Origin of the sequence: Vibrio qinghaiensis (assembly GCF_002257545.1) — a bacterium.
In the GTDB taxonomy this organism is placed as follows: Bacteria; Pseudomonadota; Gammaproteobacteria; order Enterobacterales; family Vibrionaceae; genus Vibrio; species Vibrio ordalii.
Map to the genome: position 1 here is coordinate 747,080 of NZ_CP022742.1, position 25,402 is coordinate 772,481.

Consider the following 25,402-nt stretch of genomic DNA (forward strand, 5'->3'; position numbering starts at 1 on the left):
TGACGATTTATTGCTTAAGTTAAGCCACAAAACATAGAATTCACTGCTCAATTTCAACTCGATTTAGCTGATAAAAACTCACCTTGCCTAACGCCCTGTTAAGGTGTGAGCAACGTAATACCGAAGTCACCGCATACCACCTTAAACACTAAACGCAACGCATAATAAAAACGCCACGCGTTGCGAATCACTCTTAAACAGTTTGTTAAGTTTCTATTTTATGAACTCTTTAAGTACTTTTTCTCGTTGCTCTTTTGTAGATTTCAAGAGCCCCTTGCTGTAAGCGAGTTCCAACTGCTTATGGAAACCATCCTCGATCAGGAAACCGAATGAACCAGTATGGAATATAATGTGAGCATCATCTTCTCGTTCAAAAAGACCTGTTTGAACCAAGTAGTCATCCCACTTTTTCCCTTTTGGCGAAACTTTGGCGATTTTTTCCACATCGAATTCAGAGCTATTACCAAGCTCGTCAACGTCTATATCTATATCTCCATCAAATTCAATCAACTCATGGAAGAATGCCCGAATAAGAGCAATTGTTTCAATTTCAGATATCGATTCTTCTACATTATCAGGGGCAGTAGAGCGATACATACTCTTAACTAAGTCTTCAAGTTTTGTATGAGAAGATTTTAGCCCTGACAATAAATGATTTGTTGCATCAATCTGAGACTTAACCTCACGAGTTCTCAAAAACTCAAAAAACATACCAGCCCATTGCTTTCGCAAATGTGACTCAATATCGTAAAAATTATCGAACCCTTCAAATGCATTATTAACGGGAGAGCGTCTTACATCATCGATAAAATTAAATATGTTTTTGGCATCTTCTTGCTTATCAATTGCTGGATAGTTTATATCAGCAACAAATGATGAGTTTTTATTTTCCCTATAGATGTGGTGATTATTTAAAACGCCATTACGCACATACGTAAATACAGGAATATTAGCTTGACGCGCAGCTTCATACTCAGCATTGGTGATCGACTTAGTTTTGTCACTAATATGCTTACCACCGTATCTTCCACCAATAACTAGGATAAATAACTGACAGTTTGATACCTCATGCACACAAGCTTCATGTGTGTGTAGATCTGGATGATAAAACACGCCACCATGATCGCTCAACACGGGGTCAAAACCAAACGAACGTACGAAGCGCTTCATTTGGTCTCTAACTTCACCTAAATCAAAACATGTTGAACTTATAAATACCTTTGGTACAGCCACTTTACTTTCCTCTATATAGTTTTATCCTGATGGAAACTTAACGCCCGGCTAAGGGGTTGACAACGCACCACCGGACTCAAAAAACACACTGTAAACACTGAACTTCAATTTTGTACTAAAGCCGCCACGCGTTGGCAATCCCTCTTGAGCCGTTTGTTAGGCCAACCAATTGACATCGACACTTTCACAACCAAAGAACGAGCTTTTTTGTAAACTTAAAACAAACTAACCGATTCATTTATAAACCAAAATGTTAAATCAGCAAAGAAACAAAAAAACTCAAATTGAGCGATTTGGAAGAAAAGTGACGAGCGTAGCATGCTCGGCGGACGTTTGGATGCTGAAGGTTATTTTGCCGCTGAATTTACAGCGCTAAGCAACCCAACGCGATCAAGAAACAACAAATAGGTGATGATTATTTATTGCTTAAGTTCAGCAATGAGAACATCGAATTTACCGTTCAATTTCAACTCGATTTAGCTGATAAAAACTCACCTTGCCTAACGCCCGGCTAAGGGGTTGACAACGCACCACCGAACTTAAAAAAAAACACTGTAAACACTGAATTTCAATTTTGCACTAAAGTCGCCAAGCGTTGGCAATCCCTCTTGAGCCGTTTGTTATGCAAATTCAATAAGATAAATTGACTTTACTCGATCAAAAGCCACAATTGCAATGGTTGAGTGATTCAAGAATCAACCCAAACCAGAGCCATGATAAATAAGCCACCAAAACAAAGTTCACCCTTCAGCAACAAACCAAGCTTTTGGAACAGACAAGTTCAACGGGCGAAACCTTCAGCAAGTGCAAAATGCTCGATAAACTTGCCCTTTCCACACTTTGCGCCCACTGAATTTACAACGCGCCAGCGCTAAAACTGATTGAGGCAAACAAAGAACCTTGCCTGTTTTACGGTTTAAGTTAACCACGAATTTGAGGGTAAAAAAGCTCATTTGCCGACAACACCAAACGAATGGCCGGAGAAATCCTAAAAGATTGAACCCCTAAATTTACCTGAGTTGCATAACGCCCGGCTAAGGGGTTGACAACGCACCGCCGAACTAAAAAAACACACTTAAACACTGAACTGCAATTTTGCACTAAAGTCGCCAAGCGTTGGCAATCCCTCTTGAGCCGTTTGTTATGCAAATTCAATGAGATAAACCGAATTTACACGACCAAAAGCCACAATTGCAATGGTTGAGTGATTCAAGAATCAACCCAAGCAAGAACTGTGATAAATGAGCTGCCAAAACAAAGTTCACCTTTCAACAACAAACCAAGCTTTTGAATGAGACAAACTCAACAAGCAAGACTTTCAGCAAATGCGAAATACTCGATAAACTTGCCCTTTCCACACTTTGCGCCCACTTAATTTACAACGCGCCAACGCTAAAACTGATTGAGGCAAACAAAGAACCTTGCCTGTTTTACGGCTTGAGTAAACCACGAAATTTAGGGTAAAAATGCTCATTTGCCGACAATACAAAACGAATGGCCAGAGAAATCCCAAAAGATTGAACCCCTAAATTTCCCTGAGTTGCATAACGCCCAATTAAGGTGTGAAGCACGCTACCACCATACTCAATTTGAACACCGTAAACACTGAACTTAACCCAAACCAAAAATGCCAAGCGTGCTGAATCACTCTTAAATTGTTTGTTAGCATTCTGCGGACGAGTACCAATATTCACTCGTTTCAGACATAGGTTCAGCGATTAAGCCTAAATATATAGGATGCCTAACCATCTGATAGTACTGAACTTCACTATGCAAAAGCTCTTTAACTGTTTTTTTAGTTTCTACTGTAGTCCTTAACCCAAAAGTAATCGTTTGAATTATACTTTCTTCACATTCAATCACTTTCCCACCCATGTTTGGTACTAATAACCTCCATTCTTTCTCATACTGCCAGTCATCAGATTTTTGAGCGAATAAGTTAAGGACATAATCTACCAACATTTGAATATCAGCGCCCATATTAGAATGCACATACAGGAGGTAAGCATTTCTAAGTAGTTCCTCTTGAGGCTTGTATGTTACAGGCGCTATTCTAGTTTGACTCGATGCACCAGACAATGGCAGTAAATCACTACTTCTGTATCCAATACAGATGCCACGATGTTCATCACCGTAATGCGACCACATTGTAGAGTTCGTATTAATTTCAGATAGTGAGAACACGCCGATTTCATTAGCTATCTGCTCAACAGATCTACTAAAGCTTTTAACATTCTCTCTCAATATCTTAGATGGTTGTCCGTTTTCATATAAAGAGTCAACATTCTGATATTGGAAATCTACGTTATTAATGTTTCTCTGAGTTACAAGAAAAGCTTCAAGTTCGCTTACGAATTCAGTTTGCGATATTGCCTGGTGTATCGGTTTAATCTGCACATCAAAAGGATCATTCAAGTTATATGGCTTCGGCAACCAGTAGCTGTTATTGATCAAACCTAAAATTGTATATTTTTCAAAGCTTCTATATTTATACAATATGCTCGGAAGCATAATTATCTCCTAATGGAATGCTAACGCCCGGCTAAGGGGTTGACAACGCACCGCCGAACTCAAAAAACACACTGTAAACACTGAACTTCAATTTTGCACTAAAACCGCCACGCGTTGGCAATCCCTCTTGAGCCGTTTGTTATGCAAATTCAATGAGATAAACCGAATTTATACGATCAAAAGCCACAATTGCAATAGTTGAGTGATTCAAGAATCAACCCAAGCCAGAGCCGTGATAAATAAGCCGCCAAAACAAAGCCCACCTTTCAGCAACAAACCAAGCTTTTGAATGAGACAAACTCAACGAGCGAAACATTCAGTAAATGCGAAATGATCGATTAACTTGCCCTTTCCACACTTTGCGCCCACAAGATTCACAACACGCCAACGCTAAAACTGATTGAGGCAAACAAAGAACCTTGCCTGTTTTACGGTTTGAGTGAACCACGAATCTGAGGGTAAAAGTGCTCATTTGCCGACAATACCAAACGAATGGCCGGAGAAATCCAAAAGATTGAAACCCTAAATTTACCTGAGTTGCATAACGCCCGGCTAAGGGGTTGACAACGCACCGCCGAACTTAAAAAATACACTGTAAACACTGAACTTCAATTTTGCACTAAAACCGCCAAGCGTTGGCAATCCCTCTTGAGCCGTTTGTTATGCAAATTCAATAAGATAAACTGACTTTACTCGATCAAAAACCACGATTGCAATGGTTGAGTGATTCAAGAACCAACCCAAGTAGGAGCCGAGATAAATAAGCCGCCAAAACAAAGTCCACCGTTCAACAACAAACCAAGCTTTTGAATGAGACAAACTCAACAAGCAAGACTTTCAGCAAGTACAAAATGCTCGATAAACTTGCCCTTTCCACACTTTGCGCACGCTGAATTGGCAGCAAGCCAACGCTAAAACTGATTGAGGCAAACAAAGAACCTTGCCTGTTTTACGGTTTGAGTGAACTACGAATTTTAGGGTAAAAATGCTCATTTGCCGACAACACAAAACGAATGGCCGGAGAAATCCCAAAAGATTGAACCCCTAAATTTACCTGAGTTGCATAACGCCCGGCTAAGGGGTTGACAACGCATTGCCGAACTCAAAAAAACACACCTTAAACACTGAACTTCAATTTTGCACTAAAGTCGCCACGCGTTGGCAATCCCTCTTGAGCCGTTTGTTATGCAAATTCAATAAGATAAACTGACTTTACTCGATCAAAAACCACAATTGCAATGGTTGAGTGATTCAAGAACCAACCCAAGCAAGAACTGTGATAAATGAGCTGCCAAAACAAAGTCCACCTTTCAACAAAAAACCAAGCTTTTGTGTCAGACAAACTCAACGAGCGAAAACTTCAGCAAAAGCAAAATGCTCGATTAACTTGCCCTTTCCACATTTTGCGCCTGCCAAACTGACAATGCGCCAGCGCTAAAACCGATTGAGGCAAACAAAGAAACTTGCCTGTTTTACGGTTTGAGTTAACCACGAATTTTAGGGTAAACATGCTCATTTGCCGACAACACAAAACGAATGGCCCGAGAAATCCCAAAAGATTGAGCCCATAAATTTACCTGAGTTGCATAACGCCCGGTTAAGGGGCAGCCAACGCCATTACCAAGCTTCCGCATAACACCGTAACCACAAAAACCAACGCACAGTAAAAATGCCACGCGTTGGCTGTCCCTCTTGAACCGTTTGTTATGTTTAAGCTTCAATGACTTACGTTTTACCAAAACCAAGATTAACTCAGCTTTGATTCACAAACAAAAGCCAAGACCTGAAAAACTGAAACGACTCATAGATTTGAAAAACAGACTTCGAATTTTGGCAATTCAAGCACAAAAACCTGTGATCAAAATACTGATTGAGCCAGCAGCACTAACCTCGCGCTTGGCAAAAAATTGATTGAGGCAATTCTCTGAATTTCCAGCACCAAAGAACAAGTGTCCGGAAAACAGCGCCCGCTGAAGCCAACTTGCCGACAAACACAAAACCAATCAGCCGAGGGAACAAAGAAAAACCATAACCCACTGATTTTTGGTGATTAAACATAACGCCCGGCTAAGGGGTTGACAACGCACCGCCGAACTTAAAAAACACACTGCAAACACTGAATTTCAATGTTGCACTAAAGTCGCCAAGCGTTGGCAATCCCTCTTGAGCCGTTTGTTATGCAAATTCAATGAGATAAACTGACTTTACACGACCAAAAGCCACAATTGCAATGGTTGAGTGATTCAAGAATCAACCCAAGCAAGAACTGTGATAAATGAGCCGCCAAAACAAAGTCCACCTTTCAACAACAAATCAAGCTTTTGAACCAGACAAACTCAACAAGCAAGACTTTCAGCAAGCACAAAATGCTCGATAAACTTGCCCTTTCCACACTTTGCACCCGCTAAATTCACAACACGCCAACGCTAAAACTCATTGAGGCAAACAAAGAACCTTGCCTGTTTTACGGTTTGAGTTAACCACTAATTTTAGGGTAAAAAAGCTCATTTGCCGACAGCACAAAACGAATGGCCGGAGAAACCTAAAAAGATTGAACCCCTAAATTTCCCTGAGTTGCATAACGCCCGGCTAAGGGGTTGACAACGCACCGCCGAACTCAAAAAACCACTGTAAACACTGAACTTCAATTTTGCACTAAAGTCGCCAAGCGTTGGCAATCCCTCTTGAGCCGTTTGTTATGCAAATTCAATGAGATAAACCGAATTTACACGACTAAAAACCACAATTGCAATAGTTGAGTGATTCAAGAACCAACCCAAGCAAGAACTTTGATAAATAAGCCGCCAAAACAAAGTCCACCTTTCAGCAACAAACCAAGCTTTTGAATGAGACAAACCCTACAAGCAATACTTTCAGCAAGTGCAAAATGCTCGATTAACTTGCCCTTTCCACACTTTGCGCCCACTGAATTTACAACGCGCCAGCGCTAAAACTGATTGAGGCAAACAAAGAACCTTGCCTGTTTTACGGCTTGAGTTCACCATGAATTTGAAGGTAAAAATGCTCATTTGCCGACAACGCAAAACGAATAGCCGGAGAAATCTAAAAAGATTGAACCCCTAAATTTACCTGAGTTGCATAACGCCCGGCTAAGGGGTTGACAACGCAACGCCAGACTCAAAAAACACACTTAAACACTGAACTGAAATTTTGCACTAAAGTCGCCACGCGTTGGCAATCCCTCTTGAGCCGTTTGTTATGCAAATTCAATGAGATAAACTGACTTTACACGACCAAAAGCCACAATTGCAATGGCTGAGTGATTCAAGAACCAACCCAAGTAGGAGCCGAGATAAATAAGCCGCCAAAACAAAGTCCACCTTTCAACAACAAACCAAGCTTTTGAATCAGGAAAACTTAACGAGCGAAACCTTCAGCAAGTGCAAAATGCTCGATAAACTTGCCCTTTCCACACTTTGCGCCCACTGAATTTACAACGCGCCAGCGCTAAAACTGATTGAGGCAAACAAAGAACCTTGCCTGTTTTACGGCTTGAGTTCACCAAGAATCTGAGGGTAAAAAGCTCATTTGCCGACAACATAAAGCGAATGGCCGGAGAAATCACAAAAGATTGAACCCCTAAATTTACCTGAGTTGCATAACGCCCGGCTAAGGGGTTGACAACGCACCGCCGAACTCAAAAAACACACTGTAAACTCTGAACTGCAATTTTGCACTAAAGTCGCCACGCGTTGGCAATCCCTCTTGAGCCGTTTGTTATGCAAATTCAATGAGATAAACTGACTTTACTCGACCAAAAGCCACGATTGCAATGGTTGAGTGATTCAAGAACCAACCCAAGCAAGAACTGTGATAAATAAGCCGCCAAAACAAAGTCCACCTTTCAACAACCAACCAAGCTTTTGAAGGAAACAAACCCTACAAGCAAGACTTTCAGCAAGCGCAAAATGCTCGATTAACTTGCCCTTTCCACACTTTGCACCCGCTAAATTCACAACAAACCAACGCTAAAACTGATTGAGGCAAACAAAGAACTTTGCCTGTTTTACGGCTTGAGTTCACCACGAATTTGAGGGTGAAAGTGCTCATTTGCCGACAATACAAAACAAATGGCCGGAGAAATCTAAAAAGATTGAACCCCTAAATTTCCCTGAGTTGCATAACGCCCGGCTAAGGGGTTGACAACGCACCGCCAGACTCAAAAAACACACTGTAAACACTGAACTTCAATTTTGCACTAAAGTCGCCAAGCGTTGGCAATCCCTCTTGAGCCGTTTGTTAGGCCAACCAATTGACACCGACACTTTCACAACCAAAGAACGAGCTTTTTTGTAAACTTGAAACAAACTAACCGATTCATTTATAAACCAAAATCTCAAATCAGCAAAGAAACCAAAAAACTCAAATTTAGCGATTTGGAAGAAAAGTGACGAGCGTAGCATGCTCGGCGGACGTTTGGATGCTGAAGGTTATTTTGCCGATGAATTCACAGCGATAAACAACCCAACGCGATCAAGAAACAACAAATATGTGATGACTATTTATTGCCTAACTTAAGCCACAAAACATGGAATTTACTATTCAATTCAAACTCGATTTAGCTGATAAAAACTCACTTTGCCTAACGCCCGGCTAAGGGGTTGACAACGCACCGCCGAACTTAAAAAACACACTTAAACACTGAACTGCAATTTTGCACTAAAGTCGCCACGCGTTGGCAATCCCTCTTGAGCCGTTTGTTAGGCCAACAGATTGACAACGACATTTTCAAAACCAAAGAACGAGTTTTTGTGAATTTGAAACCAACTAACTGATTAATTTATAAACCAAAACGCTAAAGCAGCAAAGAAACCAAAAAAACTCAAATTGAGCGGTTTGGAAGAAAAGTGACGAGCGTAGCATGCTCGGCGGACGTTTGGATGCTGAAGGTTATTTTGCCGCTAAACTCACAACGAAAAACAACTCAACGCGATCAAGAAACAACAAATATGTGATGATTATTTATTGCTTAACTTAAGCCACAAAACATGGAATTTACCGCTCAATTCCAACTCGATTTAGCTGATAAAAACTCACTTTGCCTAACGCCCGGCTAAGGGGTTGACAACGCACCGCCGAACTCAAAAAACACACTGTAAACACTGAATTGCAATTTTGTACCAAAGTCGCCACGCGTTGGCAATCCCTCTTGAGCCGTTTGTTATGCAAATTCAATGAGATAAACAGAATTTATACGACCAAAAGCCACGATTGCAATGGTTGAGTGATTCAAGAATCAACCCAAGCAAGAACTGTGATAAATCAGCCGCCAAAACAAAGTCCACCTTTCAACAACAAACCAAGCTTTTAAATCAGGAAAACTCAACGAGCGAAAACTTCAGCAAGTGCAAAATACTCGATTAACTTGCCCTTTCCACACTTTGCGCCCGCTGAATTGGCAACAAACCAGCACCAAAACTGATTGAGGCAAACAAAGAACTTTGCCTGTTTTACGGCTTGAGTTAACTACGAATTTGAAGGCGAAAATGCTCATTTGCCGACAGCTCAAAACGAATGGCCGGAGAAATCCAAAAAGATTGAACCCCTAAATTTACCTGAGTTGCATAACGCCCGGCTAAGGGGTTGACAACGCACCACCGAACTCAAAAAACACACTGTAAACACTGAACTTCAATTTTGCACTAAAGCCGCCACGCGTTGGCAATCCCTCTTGAGCCGTTTGTTATGCAAATTCAATAAGATAAACCGACTTTTCACGACCAAAAGCCACAATTGCAATGGTTGAGTAATTCAAGAACCAAACCAAGCCAGAGCCATGATAAATAAGCTGCCAAAACAAAGTTCACCTTTCAACAACAAACCAAGCTTTTGAATGAGACAAACTCAACAAGCAAGATTTTCAGCAAGTACAAAATGCTCAATAAACTTGCCCTTTCCACACTTTGCGCACGCTGAATTGGCAACAAACCAGCACCAAAACTGATTGAGGCAAACAAAGAACTTTGCCTGTTTTACGGCTTGAGTTAACCACGAATTTTAGGGTAAAAAAGCTCATTTGCCGACAACACAAAACGAATGGCCGGAGAAATCCAAAAGATTGAACCCCTAAATTTACCTGAGTTGCATAACGCCCGGCTAAGGGGTTGACAACGCACCGCCGAACTCAAAAAACACACTGTAAACATTGAACTTCAATTTTGCGCTAAAGTCGCCACGCGTTGGCAATCCCTCTTGAGCCGTTTGTTATGCAAATTCAATGAGATAAACCGACTTTATACGACCAAAAGCCACAATTGCAATGGTTGAGTGATTCAAGAATCAACCCAAACAAGAACTGTGATAAATGAGCCGCCAAAACAAAGTCTACCTTTCAGCAACAAACCAAGCCTTTGTGTCAGACAAACTCAACAAGCAAGACTTTCAGCAAGTACAAAACGCTCGATAAACTTGCCCTTTCCACACTTTGCGCCCACTGAACTTACAACACGCCAACGCTAAAACCGATTGAGGCAAACAAAGAACCTTGCCTGTTTTACGGTTTAAGTTAACCACGAATTTGAGGGTAAAAAAGCTCATTTGCCGACAATACCAAACGAATGGCCGGAGAAATCCTAAAAGATTGAAACCCTAAATTTACCTGAGTTGCATAACGCCGCGTTAAGTGGCGAGCAACGCTAACCACCTTACCTAAACCATTGTGACATAAACACTTAAACCAAAGTAAGCCGAAAACGCCATGCGTTGGGAGTCCGTCTTAAACGCTTTGTTATACGTGTTTACCACTTGGGGACCATACTCAAAGCAGAAGTAATTTGATCTCTTGCCACTTCCCCAAATAGATGAGTATTTGCCATCAGCATATTAACCGCGGCGCCATTAGAAGCAATTTGCTTGCGAATACGTTCTTTTGCCGCAAAAGCTGGTTTCTGACGTTTATAAACGTCTTCCCACCAATCTCGACCATATCTATTTATGAGACTATTTTTAATTGATTTAAAACGTTCTCTACTTCGAACACCCTCAGCAGATACCAAAACGCTAGCCCAAATCATGCGCTTTTGTAAATCATTTGGAATCCAACTTTGACGTTGAAGATCGGAAATAACATCAGGATGAAGATAAAGCGCATTCTCAGAAACCTTTCGTGCTATCCACAGAGCCTGAGCACGCTCAAAAGCTAATTTCTTATCCTGAGGACTAAAACCTTGGCTATATTCTTTCCAAGTTTCTAGCTCATCAATTAATGCTAATTTCTGAACTAATTCTTCCAAGACTAAAATCCTCCGAGAACGTATAACGCCCGACTAAGGGGTTGACAACGCATTACCGAACTTAAAAAACACACTGTAAACGCTGAACTTCAATTTTGCGCTAAAGTCGCCACGCGTTGACAATCCCTCTTGAGCCGTTTGTTATGCAAATTCAATAAGATAAACTGACTTTACTCGATCAAAAGCCACGATTGCAATGGTTGAGTGATTCAAGAATCAACCCAAGTAAGAACTGCGATAAATAAGCTGCCAAAACAAAGTTCACCTTTCAGCAACAAGCCAAGCTTTTGAATCAGGAAAACTTAACGAGCGAAACCTTCAGCAAGTGCAAAATGCTCGATAAACTTGCCCTTTCCACACTTTGCGCCCACTAATTTGACAACGCGCCAACGCTAAAACTGATTGAGGCAAACAAAGAACTTTGCCTGTTTTACGGCTTGAGTGAACCACGAATTTTAGGGTAAAAAAGCTCATTTGCCGACAATACCAAACGAATGTCCGGAGAAATCCAAAAGATTGAACCCCTAAATTTACCTGAGTTGCATAACGCCCTGTTAAGGGGTGAGCAACGCAATACTAAAGTCGCCGCATATCACCTTAAACACTTAAATCAACGCATAGTAAAAATGCCACGCGTTGCGAATCCCTCTTGAACAGTTTGTTATGTATCTTGGATTCAAGTACGAAGTGCGACACCTCTGAACATAAAAACAGTAAGGTGCGATAATCATGAAGTTTGCTCCCGCCAAGAAGTAAAAAACATGAAATACACACACCTCACTGAGATTGAAAGGTATATGATTTCTTTGCTCAGAAAGCAAGGGATCAGTACCGCAAAAATAGCTAAACAACTGGGGCGTCACAAAGCCACTATCTATCGAGAAATTGAACGTAATTGTCGTTACAACAAGTTCTTCGATAGGTACTCTTATCAACCAGAGCGAGCACAGCAAATGGCGCGCAACCGGCTTAGTCGTTCACGGCGAAATAAACGCTATACCAAACTTGACTTCAGACTACCTGAAGCCTTGCTACGACTGGATTGGAGCCCTGACCAAATCGTCGGATACCTAAGGATGAGAGGCTATCCAACAATGAGCCACGAGCTCATTTATCAGCACGTTTGGAACGACAAAACTCTCGGTGGAACGCTATGGAAACACCTACGCCAATCCACCAAGAAAAGGCGTAAAAGGTACAACTCAAAAGACAGTCGAGGACGGCTGGCAAATAAGCGTCATATTGCCGAAAGACCTGCAGACGCTGAGCATCGAAAAGAGCCTGGCCACTGGGAAATTGATACCGTCGTGGGTCGCGGAACCAAGCACTGTATCGTCACTTTAGTCGACAGAATGACTGGCTACACTTTTATCGGTCAAATGGACGATAGAACAAGCGAGTCGCTCAACGTAAGAATGAGCAAAATCATGACCCGCTCTGACTTACCTTTTAAAACGATAACATCAGATAACGGCACTGAATTTCATGGTTATGCACAACTAGAAAAACATCATAACTGCCTGTTTTACTTTGCAAATCCATACCATTCATGGGAGCGAGGCACTAATGAAAACACCAATGGTTTGATACGACAATACTTACCAAAACGAACCTCCATGTCACACGTGACACAGAAGCTGTGTAATGAAATTGCATATAAATTAAATACACGCCCACGCAAAAGGCTTGGGTATAGAACACCAACGGAGTATATTCATGCGCATCTGTAGAAAGTGTCGCACTTCAAACTTGATACTAAGTATTTTGAGTGCACAAATTTAATAGCAAACTTTATTATAGAGAATTTAATACCACTTCCTTAGAAACCTAAAGATTAGAGAAAGCAAAATAAATGCAATAAGACTTAAGTAAGCGCTCCATCTAACTTGTTCGGCGTTAAATTTATTTATCCTATGAAGACCATCAGAACTCGAAAGAAGAACTTCATCTCCAGCCTTAACATAAACAGTATAATAGATATTATCTATATGCGTTCTAACTAGCCCAACACTTAGATTTTCTGTATCTTTACGCGAACCATATCCTAGGGAATAGTAGTGATTTATTGAATTAAAGTCATACCATTGAACTTTAATATCGTGCTTGTATTCTTTATCAAAAATAATTTGATAAGATAATCCACGACCAGTTGTACCATGCTTACCAGTTACCTCAGCTTTATGGTATAACACATCATTATCAGTGTATGGTCCCTCAATAACTCTATTTTCTACAACACATATCGACATAATAAAAATGGCCATGAGAATTCCAGGCGCATAATATGACCCACACATTCTCTTAACAGTACGAATCATGCTTTTACTCGTTTCTAGTTGCATTGACAGTAGCTCCAACGTTAATTAGCCAGTTATCACTAACCCACTGATTAAAATACATAACGCCCGGCTAAGGGGTTGACAACGCATAGCCGAACTTAAAAAACACACTGTAAACACTGAACTTTAATTTTGCACTAAAGTCGCCACGCGTTGGCAATCCCTCTTGAGCCGTTTGTTAGCTGCTGCACTTTAGCCGGAGATTTACTACCCAACAACCTAATTTAAAACACATTATTGCTTTCAAGCGACAAAATAAAATGGACAACTGAAAAACTAAAACCTAACCCACGAAACGCACTTGGTAAAGAAGAAATAGCAGAGAAACTGACGAGCTTCTAGGACTTAAATTTACAAAGAATTCTTTCGAAGAAGCCAACAACCAAGTGCGCGAAATCCATTTAAGCGCGAAAGAGCTTCAAAACCAAAGAAGCCACACCAAAGAAATAAACAAACACAACACTTCCCGTAAACAGACTTCGGTTAGTTCAACCGCTTCACGAACAGTGCCACTGGCGAGATACGCGGAAAAGTGCGGACTTTCAGGTGTAAAGCTAGAACCTCAGACTAAGAAAAATAAACACGTAATTTCATGATTTTTCTTAACCTCAGCTAACGCCCGGCTAAGGGGTTGACAACGCACCGCCGGGCTTAAAAAACACACTGTAAACACTGAATTTCAATTTTGCACTAAAGTCGCCAAGCGTTGGCAATCCCTCTTGAGCCGTTTGTTATGCAAATTCAATGAGATAAACCAAATTTACACGACCAAAGGCCACAATTGCAATGGTTGAGTAATTCAAGAACCAACCCAAACAAGAGCCGTGATAAATCAGCCGCCAAAACAAAGTCCACCTTTCAGCAACCAACCAAGCTTTTGAATCAGGAAAACTCAACGAGCTAAAACTTCAGCAAGTACAAAATGCTCGATAAACTTGCCCTTTCCACACTTTGCGCCCACAAGATTCACAACACGCCAACGCTAAAACTGATTGAGGCAAACACAGAACCTTGCCTGTTTTACGGTTTAAGTTAACCACGAATTTGAGGGTAAAAAAGCTCATTTTCCGACAACACCAAACGAATGGCCGGAGAAATCCTAAAAGATTGAACCCCTAAATTTATCTGAGTTGCATAACGCCCGGCTAAGGGGTTGACAACGCATAGCCAGACTCAAAAAACACACTGTAAACACTAAACTTCAATTTTGCACTAAAGTCACCAAGCGTTGGCAATCCCTCTTGAGCCGTTTGTTAGGCCAACCAATTGACACCGAGACTTTCAAAACCAAAGAACGAGCTTTTTTGTAAATTTGAAACAAACTAACCGATTCATTTATAAACCAAAATGCTAAATCAGCAAAGAAACAAAAAAACTCAAATTGAGCGGTTTGGAAGAAAAGTGACGAGCGTAGCATGCTCGGCGGACGTTTGGATGCTGAAGGTTATTTTGCCGCTAAATTCACAACGATAAGTAACCCAACGCGATCAAGAAACAGCAAATATGTGATGATTATTTATTGCTTAAGTTAAGCCACAAAACATGGAATTTACTGCTCAATTTCAACTCGATTTAGCTGATAAAAACTCACCTTGCCTAACGCCCGGTTAAGGGGCTGACAACGCAAAACACTGAACTCAAAATAACAACCGTAATCACAAAGGCCGATTTGAACAAAAACCGCCACGCGTTGGCAGTCCCTCTTTAACCGTTTGTTATGCAAATTCAATAAGATAAACTGACTTTACTCGATCAAAAGCCACGATTGCAATGGTTGAGTGATTCAAGAACCAACCCAAGCAAGAACTGTGATAAATGAGCCGCCAAAACAAAGTCCACCTTTCAACAACCAACCAAGCTTTTGAATGAGACAAACTCAACAAGCAAGACTTTCAGCAACTGTAAAACGCTCGATAAACTTGCTCTTTCCACACTTTGCGCACGCTGAATTGGCAACGAACCAGCGCTAAAATTGATTGAGGCAAACAAAGAACCTTAGCTGTTTTACGGCTTGAGTGAACCACGGATTTGAGGGTAAAAGTGCTCATTTGCCGACAACACAAAACGAATGGCCGGAGAAATCCAAAAGATTGAGCCCCTAAATTTACCTGAGTTGCATAACGCCCGGCTAAGGGGTTGACAACGCACCGCCGAACTTAAAAAACACACTGTAAACACTGAACTGCAATTTTGCACGAAAGTCGCCACGCGTTGGCAATCCCTCTTGAGCCGTTTGTTATGTGAATTTTACTCGTACGTCTTGCCGTTGTGCTTTAACCAACCTTGCGGGTGTTTATTGTTTGGATCCTTGTGCGTCCAGTGCATGACACCGCCTTTTTTGTTCCATTCATATTCACCGTAAAACTGGACTCGATCGCCAACTTTTAGATTTGGAACCCTAGGAGCTAAATCAATATTGTGAGCAACAAGTAAAGTTTGTTTGCTGTCCAGTTTCAATATGAATTTTTGGTGCCTACTTCCTTCGTTGTCATCAGGTAACAAGCGAATAACTGTGCCTGAGCCCTGAACTTGAATATCACTTTGATGATTTTCATACGCATTTTTTAACTGATGATCATTAGCTTGAGCACCAATCGAAGCTAGACAAAAGACGGCTATAAATATAGCGATTAACTTCTTCATATACTCAACTTCTCCAATTCACATAACGCCGCGTTAAGTAGTGAGCAACATCGCCACCTAACCTAAACCATTGTGCCGTAAACACTAAATTCAAAGCAAACTGAAAATGCCTAGCGTTGCGAATCTGCCTTAAACGCTTTGTTAGTTGCCATTCTAAACCTTTGATTTCCAGTTATTTCCACTTTTTTGCCAACGCCGTTTTTCAGCGCTTTGACAACTCAAATCAGGCGCAGTTTTAAAGCGCCTGCCACTGAAACCACTTGGAACTTACAACGACGTAGAAAACTGGCCAAAAGCACCCAATAAACCTTTTGGAAAGGCAATGCCACAAAGCTGACTTTCAACGAGTAAATTCGCGTCTGAAACGGCAGAACAAAACCACAACACTAAAAATCGAACACAATTTCAGCAAACCACACCCAGATAGAAAAACGAGTAAAATTGCACGATGCATTAGCCCAAAATTTTCTGATTTAGCTGCATTTTTACCGCTGGCAACTAACGCCCGGCTAAGGGGTTGACAACGCATAGCCGAACTCAAAAAACACACTGTAAACACTGAATTTTAATTTTGTACTAAAGCCGCCACGCGTTGGCAATCCCTCTTGAGCCGTTTGTTAGGCCAACCAATTGACACCGACACTTTCAAAACTAAAGAACGAACTTTTTATAAACTTAAAACAAACTAACCGATTCATTTATAAACCAAAATGCCAAGTCAGCAAAGAAACAAAAAACTCAAATTTAGCGATTTGGAAGAAAAGTGATGAGCGTAGCATGCTCGGCGGACGTTTGGATGCTGAAGGTTATTTTACCGATGAATTCACAGCGATAAACAACCCAACGCGATCAAGAAACAGCAAATATGTGATGATTATTTATTGCTTAAGTTACGCCACAAAACATGGAATTTACTGCTCAATTTCAACTCGATTTAGCTGATAAAAGCTCACCTTGCCTAACGCCCGCTTAAGGGGCAGACAACGCTACTACCAACTTACCGCATAACACCGTAATCACAAAAACCAACGCATAGTAAAAATGCTGCGCGTTGGCTGTCCCTCTTGAAGCGTTTGTTAAATTTATTGTTCGAGATGTTTTAGGTATCTGTAGTAAAACTTTGCAAACTAACAACTAGCTTGTTTTCATACAATAAATCTCTTGCTTTTTCTACAACTGCCTCAACCCTTGCAATTAATTTTTTGGTCAACGAAAGTAGGGCGCTTTTCAGGTTAATACACTACTTTGCGATTATTCTATGCATCTTATGCGCTGCTTCAATACCACCCATTTTATTTTCTGCTTGATCATAACAGTGGATATCCGCTGTTTTTCCAGACGCATACAAAGTCAAAATAAGTGAATGAACATTTTTTTCATCTGCAGAAACATAACACCAAACGTTATCTGACCTTTTGAAGTATAAAGGGTTTATACCAGAACCTTCCCAAAGTGTTACAGCTGTAATAGTTACATTTTGGCCAAAGGTCCAAGCCATAGTATTTGTGGAAAGCAAAGCAGATAAAATGAGCAGGACAATATTTTTTTTCACAACGATTCCTCTATAGATGAATAAAATTTAACGCCCGGCTAAGGGGTTGACAACGCACCACCGAACTTAAAAAACACACCGTAAACACTGAACTTCAATTTTGCACTAAAGCCGCTACGCGTTGGCAATCCCTCTTGAGCCGTTTGTTAGGCCAACCGATTGACACCGACACTTTCAAAACTAAAGAACGAACTTTTTTATAAACTTAAAACAAACTAACCGATTAATTTATAAACCAAAATGCCAAATCAGCAAAGAAACAAAAAAACTCAAATTGAGCGATTTGGAAGAAAAGTGACGAGCGTAGCATGCTCGGCGGACGTTTGGATGCTGAAGGTTATTTTGCCGCTAAACTCACAACGAAAAGCAACTCAACGCGATCAAGAAACAACAAATATGTGATGATTATTTATTGCTTAACTTAAGCCAGAAAACATGGAATTTACCGCTCAATTCCAACTCGATTTAGCTGATAAAAACTCACTTTGCCTAACGCCCGGCTAAGGGGTTGACAACGCACCACCGAACTTAAAAAACACACTGCAAACACTGAACTTCAATTTTGCACTAAAGTCGCCACGCGTTGGCAATCCCTCTTGAGCCGTTTGTTAGGCCAACCAATTGACACCGACACTTTTACAACCAAAGAACGAGCTTTTTTGTAAACTTGAAACAAACTAACCGATTAATTTATAAAGCAAAATGCTAAATCAGCAAAGAAACAAAAAACTCAAATTGAGCGGTTTGGAAGAAAAGTGACGAGCGTAGCATGCTCGGCGGACGTTTGGATGCTGAAGGTTATTATGCCGCTAAACTCACAACGAAAAACAGCTCAACGCGATCAAGAAACAACAAATATGTGATGACTATTTATTGCTTAACTTAAGCCAGAAAACATGGAATTTACCGTTCAATTCCAACTCGATTTAGCTGATAAAACTCACTTTGCCTAACGCCCGGCTAAGGGGTTGACAACGCACCGCCGAACTTAAAAAACACACCGTAAACACTGAACTTCAATTTTGCCCTAAAGTCGCCAAGCGTTGGCAATCCCTCTTGAGCCGTTTGTTATGCAAATTCAATGAGATAAACTGACTTCACTCGATCAAAAGCCACGATTGCAATGGTTGAGTGATTCAAGAACCAACCGAAGCCAGAGCCGTGATAAATAAGCCGCCAAAACAAAGTCCACCGTTCAACAACAAACCAAGCTTTTGAATGAGACAAACCCTACAAGCAAGACTTTCAGCAAGTACAAAATGCTCGATAAACTTGCCCTTTCCACACTTTGCGCACGCTGAATTGACAACAAACCAGCACCAAAACTCATTGCGGCAAACAAAGAATCTTACCTGTTTTACGGCTTGAGTGAACCACGAATTTGAGGGTAAAAGTGCTCACTTGCCGACAACACAAAACGAATGGCCGGAGAAACCTCAAAAGATTGAACCCCTAAATTTACCTGAGTTGCATAACGCCCGGCTAAGGGGTTGACAACGCACCGCCGAATTCAAAAAACACACTGTGAACACTGAACTTCAATTTTGCACTAAAGTCGCCAAGCGTTGGCAATCCCTCTTGAGCCGTTTGTTAGGCCAATAGATTGACAACGATACTTTAAAAACTCAAGAACAAGGCTTGTTTGAAAACTAAAAACCAACTAACCGATTCATTTATAAACCAAAATTTCAAATCAGCAAAGAAACCAAAAAACTCAAATTTAACGGTTTGGAAGAAAAGTGACGAGCGTAGCATGCTCGGCGGACGTTTGGATGCTGAAGGTTATTTTGCCGCTAAATTCACAACGAAAAACAACCCAACACGATCAAGAAACAACAAATATGTGATGACGATTTATTGCTTAAGTCCAGCCATGAGAACATGGAATTCGCCGTTCAATTCAAACCCGATTTAGCTGATAAAAACTCACTTTGCCTAACGCCCGGCTAAGGGGTTGACAACGCACCGCCGAACTTAAAAAACACACTTAAACACTGAACTGCAATTTTGCACTAAAGTCGCCACGCGTTGGCAATCCCTCTTGAGCCGTTTGTTATGCAAATTCAATGAGATAAACTGACTTATCACGACCAAAAGCCACAATTGCAATGGTTGAGTGATTCAAGAACCAACCCAAGTAGGAGCCGAGATAAATAAGCCGCCAAAACAAAGCCCACCGTTCAACAACAAACCAAGCTTTTGAATGAGACAAACTCAACAAGCAAGACTTTCAGCAAGTGCAAAATGCTCGATTAACTTGCCCTTTCCACACTTTGCGCACGCTGAATTGACAGCAAACCAGCGCTAAAACTGATTGAGGCAAACAAAGAACCTTGCCTGTTTTACGGTTTGAGTTAGCCAAGAATTTGAGGGTAAAAATACTCATTTGCCGAAAATACAAAACGAATGGCCGGAGAAATCCAAAAGATTGAACCCCTAAATTTACCTGAGTTGCATAACGCCCGGCTAAGGGGTTGACAACGCACCACCGGACTCAAAAAACCACTGTAAACATCGAACTTCAATTTTGTACTAAAGCCGCCACGCGTTGGCAATCCCTCTTGAGCCGTTTGTTATGCAAATTCAATAAGATAAACTGACTTTACTCGATCAAAAGCCACGATTGCAATGGTTGAGTGATTCAAGAACCAACCCAAGCCTGAGCGGTGATAAATGAGCTGCCAAAACAAAGCCCACCCTTCAGCAATAAACCAAGCTTTTGGAACAGACAAGTTCAACGGGCGAAAAATCCAGCAAGTGCAAAACGATCGATAAACTTGCCCTTTCCACACTTTGCGCCCACTAAATTCACAACAAACCAGCACCAAAACTCATTGAGGCAAACAAAGAACCTTGCCTGTTTTACGGTTTGAGTAAACCACGAATCTGAGGGTGAAAGTGCTCATTTGCCGACAACACAAAACGAATGGCCGGAGAAACCTCAAAAGTTTGAACCCCTAAATTTACCTGAGTTGCATAACGCCCGGCTAAGGGGTTGACAACGCACCGCCGAACTTAAAAAACACACTGTAAACACTGAACTTCAATTTTGTACTAAAGTCGCCAAGCGTTGGCAATCCCTCTTGAGCCGTTTGTTAGCTGAATTTCTCCATGACAAAGTTGCACAGCTTTTGACCGCGAACTTCTATGGTTTGTTCTTCTATAACCTTGAAGCCAAATCTCTCGTAAAACGGACGAGCTGTAATACTCACCTCAGAGTAAAGCCTAGTAATTCCTTGTAACTCACCCACTCTGAGTACATATTCCATTAACTGGCGTCCGACTCCTTTACCTTGATGTTCATGATGACAAAAGAAATGATCAATTAATCCATTTTCTTGAAGATCACTATAACCAACAATTTTCCCATCAATTTCAGCCACAAAAGGTGACAGCAAGTTCATTTTTCGTTGCCAAATCTCTGAAGAAAAAACATCTGGAGCCCATGCTTCAACTTGGGCTTGTGAATAATCACGTAAGTTCACATTACGAACCGTATGATAAAAAATAGCCCATAAATCAAGCGCATCTGATTCTTGATACTTTCTAATTTCGATCATGCTGATATTTACCACCATTCAGCTAACGCCCGGCTAAGGGGTTGACAACGCATAGCCGAACTCAAAAAACACACTGTAAACGCTGAACTTCAATTTTGCACCAAAGCCGCCAAGCGTTGGCAATCCCTCTTGAGCCGTTTGTTAGCTGCTGCACTTTAACCGGAGATTGACTACCCAACGGCCTAATTTAAAACACATTATTGTTTTCAAGCGACAAAGTAAAACGGACAACTGAGAAACTAAAACCTAACCCACGAAACGTACTTGGCAAAAAAGAAATAACAGGAAAACTGACGAGCTTCTAAGACTTCAATTTACAAAGAATTCTTTCGAAGAAGCCAACGACCAAGTGCGCGAAATCCATTTAAGCGCGTAAGAGCTTCAAAACCAAAGAAGCCACACCAAAGAAATAAACAAACACATCACTTCCCGTAAGAAGGCTTCGGTTAGTTCAAACACTTCACGAACAGTGCCACTGGCGAGATACTTGGAAAAGTGCTGACTTTCAGGTGTAAAGCTAGAGCCTCAGACTAAGAAAAATAAACGCTTAATTTTATGATTTTTCTTAACCTCAGCTAACGCCCGCTTAAGGGGCTGACAACGCTACTACCAAGTTTCCGCATAACACCGTAACCACCGGAATCAACGCACAATAAAAATGCCACGCGTTGGAAGTCCCTCTTGAAGCGTTTGTTATGTATATTTTTGTGTATGCTTTCGGATAAACCGCCTAAAGTCTGCGGTAGAACCAAAATAGTTAGGGTAAGCTTTTTGGAGGCTTTTAGCATTTTTAGCTGACAGGAGTACACAAATTAGTACATCAGGATCTTTTTCACACTTGTTCAGTTCCTTCAATGCGTTAGGAGTTTGATCGAGTTTAAATGTCTCAAACCCTACTTCTAGCTTGAAAGTATTCTTGCTTGTAAATTTAGCTGAAGATAAAGAACTCGAGTGCAACGTTACTAAACACATACCGATATTTTTTGGTGATTTAAGCTCTTTTAGCCCACGAGTAGCTGCTTGTATACCCAGTGAAAAGTTTGATAGCTTTCTCTCAACGTCCAACGTCACTTCAAGTTCATGAAGCCTTTTTTCCAACGTTTCGACTTCTGTACTACCTAATACACATGCTTTTTCATCATGTGCCACTAGCTTCCCTGCAATTGCAAAAAACTCTCGCCAAATAGGGTGACCATCAATGCTCGTTTTGAGCTCAATCTGTTCAAGTGTATCGATTATTTCAAGACTTGTAGCCCAAGCATGTTGCAACTGAGTTCTTAACTGCACTTCAACTTTTGTTTTCTTCCAATTGTGATTATCTTCTGCATCATTAAAGCAACTATAGACGAGATGGATACCACCATAGCCGCTTTCCTTTGGAGTCAAATAGTCGGAAGTATGGATAATTTTATGAACTGAGCGACTTTTTACCAATAATGTCTGAAGCTCTTTAAGTTGTTTCAAGTTTTTGACTATCGCTCTGCAACCACCGATATCTTGCATACGTGTAAATTTTATAGCGTTATCACTTTTTCCGTCTAATGAAGGGCGTTCCAATTTATTAATAATTGTAGGTAAGCGTTTCAACCTACGCGCAACAAGTATTTCATCTGATACTCTGTTAGACGTTCTAACTAAATGATTTTTCATTAACATCAGAGGATAAGCATGAAGCTCTCGATAATTTTGGATTTTGTTTATTGCATCTTCCCTTGCTGCTCCTTTACACCCATGGCGAATATCTCGAGCAGCCTTATCTATTGATTTTTTTGAATAATGAAGGGTTACCTTCTGATTTTCATATGCTTGACTTGCCATCTCTCTCTCCAAATATACATAACGCCCTGTTAAGGTGTGAGCAACGCAATACCGATGCTTCCGCATACCACCTTAATCACTAAATTCAACGCATAGTAAAAATGCCACGCGTTGCGAATCACTCTTAAACAGATTGTTATACCACCACTAGCTTGGATTGATTTCTGACAGCCATGAGCTGATTGTTTTAAGAAAACTTTTAGGTGCTCGACTCGGTCTGTCGAGTTGAATCTGTTTATCTTCTAACATACTTTGTCTAGTAGCGTCGTCAGCTAAATCGAAGCGTAAAAGTTTATTAACATATTCAAGGGAGTAATATGACTCGGAAGATCCGATTTCGTCTAATCTGGCTGCATTGATAATATTACGAGAGTCCAATTGCCCATTAACTGTTTTCAAGCAATTTGGGTGACAAGCTTTCAAATAACATACCATAGCAATCATATACTGATAATTTTCGTAGTATGGCTTAGCACCTAGCATATTGTTTATAATAGCGAAATATGACAGCATGCGCTCTATCTCTCTGAATGATGGCTGATAAAACTTAACGATATCATTCAACACTGAAACTGAATCAGAATTTGCAATAACCTCACTTTCCTCTTTCATTGCAGAAAGAGCACTTTGTAAGAATTGATAACCATTATCATCATACTCACTTGCGGCACGAGGCATCGTTAACCATACATTGATGAACTTATGAAGATAATTTGTAGGGTCGATTCCTTGACCATACTTGGATTTAATTGACTCTTCTAGCTGCTCTCTATTAGTAACTAGAAGGAAGGTAATACCTTTAACTGAAAACAAATGCTTAATTTGTTCTAGCAACTCTAACGCAAAATCAGGCTTACAGCGATCAAGTTCATCGATAATAAATACAATCGGCTTGCCACCATTCATTTCATTGGCAAACGTAGACAAATGATTCCTAAACTCTTTCAGAGCCAACTTATCTTTTTCTGCGTATTCAAACCTTTCTTTTATCAAGTCATCAACTTGATCCGAAACCAAATTTGATATCTCTTTCTCTGCCGCGTCCAACGCACTCCCATCAACGATTCCGGCTGTACCAACTTTTACTGATACTTTCAAAGCCCCTCTGAAAAGAGACTTAGCAGCCTTTGCCGCTTTATCCTTAAACTTCGCTTTCTTTTCTTCATCTTCAACTGTGATAAGTTGATACATTTCGGATGCCAATGTCAAAAATGGGTCTTTTTGATAGTCATTTTCAAAAGCATCAAAGTAAATAGATTTAATTTGTGGATCTCGGTGGTTCTCAAGGTAACCTCGCCACATTTTAATAAATGTGCTTTTACCCTCACCCCAGCCCGAATCTAGAGCTATAACGGGACTTCCGCCTGAATTTTCAACAAGATTAGCAAGCCTTTCACCAAAGCCTTTTCGTTTGAATATATCAATATCCGAACTAAATCCACTCTCATCAGAAATCTGAATTTCAGGTACAACTATCTTCATACTAAATCCTTATATTGATATATTCGGCAATGCCGATTGGGGGTATAACGCCCGGCTAAGGGGTTGACAACGCACCGCCGAACTTAAAAAACACACTTAAACACTGAACTGCAATTTTGCACTAAAGCCGCCACGCGTTGGCAATCCCTCTTGAGCCGTTTGTTATGCAAATTCAATAAGATAAACCGACTTTACACGACCAAAAGCCACAATTGCAATGGTTGAGTGATTCAAGAATCAACCCAAGCAAGAACTGTGATAAATAAGCCGCCAAAACAAAGTCCACCTTTCAGCAACAAACCAAGCTTTTGAATGAGACAAACCCTACAAGCAAGACTTTCAGCAAATGCGAAATACTCGATAAACTTGCCCTTTCCACACTTTGCGCCCGCTAAATTCACAACAAACCAGCACCAAAACTCATTGAGGCAAACAAAGAACTTTGCCTGTTTTACGGCTTGAGTTCACCATGAATTTGAAGGTAAAAATGTTCATTTGCCGACAACACAAAACGAATGGCCAGAGAAATCCCAAAAGATTGAACCCCTAAATTTACCTGAGTTGCATAACGCCCGGCTAAGGGGTTGACAACGCACCGCCGAACTCAAAAAACCACTATAAACACTGAACTTCAATTTTGCACTAAAGTCGCCAAGCGTTGGCAATCCCTCTTGAGCCGTTTGTTATGCAAATTCAATAAGATAAACTGACTTTACTCGATCAAAAGCCACAATTGCAATGGCTGACTAATTCAAGAACCAAACCAAGCCAGAGCCATGATAAATAAGCTGCCAAAACAAAGTTCACCTTTCAGCAACAAACCAAGCTTTTGAATCAGGAAAACTTAACGAGCGAAACCTTCAGCAAGTGCAAAATGCTCGATAAACTTGCCCTTTCCACACTTTGCGCACGCTGAATTGACAACAAAACAGCACCAAAACTGATTGAGGCAAACAAAGAACCTTGCCTGTTTTACGGTTTAAGTTAACCACGAATTTGAGGGTAAAAAAG

10 protein-coding genes are annotated in these 25,402 nt (G+C 40.8%); 1 reads left to right on the forward strand and 9 read right to left on the reverse strand.

Annotated elements, in window-relative coordinates; all coding sequences use genetic code 11:
• Positions 1-213 precede the first annotated feature (213 nt).
• The 3 genes from CCZ37_RS19495 to CCZ37_RS17165 all read right to left on the reverse strand — a co-directional run bounded on the left by CCZ37_RS19495 (position 214) and on the right by CCZ37_RS17165 (position 10,997).
• Positions 214-1,233, reverse strand: a complete 1,020-nt coding sequence (locus tag CCZ37_RS19495; RefSeq protein WP_094501677.1) for a DUF4062 domain-containing protein — start codon at positions 1,231-1,233, stop codon at positions 214-216.
• Positions 1,234-2,895: 1,662 nt separating this feature from the next.
• The gene (locus tag CCZ37_RS17140; protein WP_094165548.1) at positions 2,896-3,744 is read right to left on the reverse strand and encodes a DUF2971 domain-containing protein; all 849 of its coding nucleotides are present in this window, start codon (positions 3,742-3,744) and stop codon (positions 2,896-2,898) included.
• 6,758 nt (positions 3,745-10,502) lie between these two features.
• On the reverse strand, positions 10,503-10,997 hold the full coding sequence (locus CCZ37_RS17165; RefSeq protein ID WP_094501685.1) for a hypothetical protein: 495 nt from the start codon (positions 10,995-10,997) through the stop codon (positions 10,503-10,505).
• A 761-nt stretch (positions 10,998-11,758) separates the two neighbouring features.
• Between CCZ37_RS17165 and CCZ37_RS17170 the strand changes: the two genes are divergently transcribed.
• A complete protein-coding gene (locus tag CCZ37_RS17170) occupies positions 11,759-12,727 on the forward strand; it encodes an IS30 family transposase (protein WP_094501484.1) in 969 nt (322 codons plus the stop codon).
• A 75-nt stretch (positions 12,728-12,802) separates the two neighbouring features.
• Here the strand turns inward: CCZ37_RS17170 and CCZ37_RS17175 are convergent, their stop codons facing one another.
• The 6 genes from CCZ37_RS17175 to CCZ37_RS17245 form a co-directional block, all read right to left on the reverse strand.
• Complete coding sequence (locus tag CCZ37_RS17175; protein ID WP_244187300.1) at positions 12,803-13,261, reverse strand: hypothetical protein; 459 nt, start codon at positions 13,259-13,261, stop codon at positions 12,803-12,805.
• Positions 13,262-15,583: 2,322 nt separating this feature from the next.
• Entirely contained in the window at positions 15,584-15,979 is a 396-nt protein-coding gene (locus CCZ37_RS17195) for a DUF3465 domain-containing protein (RefSeq protein WP_017049506.1), read from the reverse strand.
• A 1,240-nt stretch (positions 15,980-17,219) separates the two neighbouring features.
• Positions 17,220-17,531, reverse strand: coding sequence for a hypothetical protein (locus tag CCZ37_RS17210; protein ID WP_094501693.1), 312 nt, complete (start codon positions 17,529-17,531; stop codon positions 17,220-17,222).
• A gap of 3,095 nt (positions 17,532-20,626) precedes the next feature.
• Positions 20,627-21,091, reverse strand: coding sequence for a GNAT family N-acetyltransferase (locus CCZ37_RS17220; RefSeq protein WP_094182984.1), 465 nt, complete (start codon positions 21,089-21,091; stop codon positions 20,627-20,629).
• Between the two features lie 693 nt (positions 21,092-21,784).
• Entirely contained in the window at positions 21,785-22,909 is a 1,125-nt protein-coding gene (locus CCZ37_RS17235; protein ID WP_094501695.1) for a RelA/SpoT domain-containing protein, read from the reverse strand.
• A gap of 147 nt (positions 22,910-23,056) precedes the next feature.
• The gene (locus tag CCZ37_RS17245) at positions 23,057-24,391 is read right to left on the reverse strand and encodes a KAP family P-loop NTPase fold protein (RefSeq protein ID WP_094501699.1); all 1,335 of its coding nucleotides are present in this window, start codon (positions 24,389-24,391) and stop codon (positions 23,057-23,059) included.
• Positions 24,392-25,402 lie beyond the last annotated feature (1,011 nt).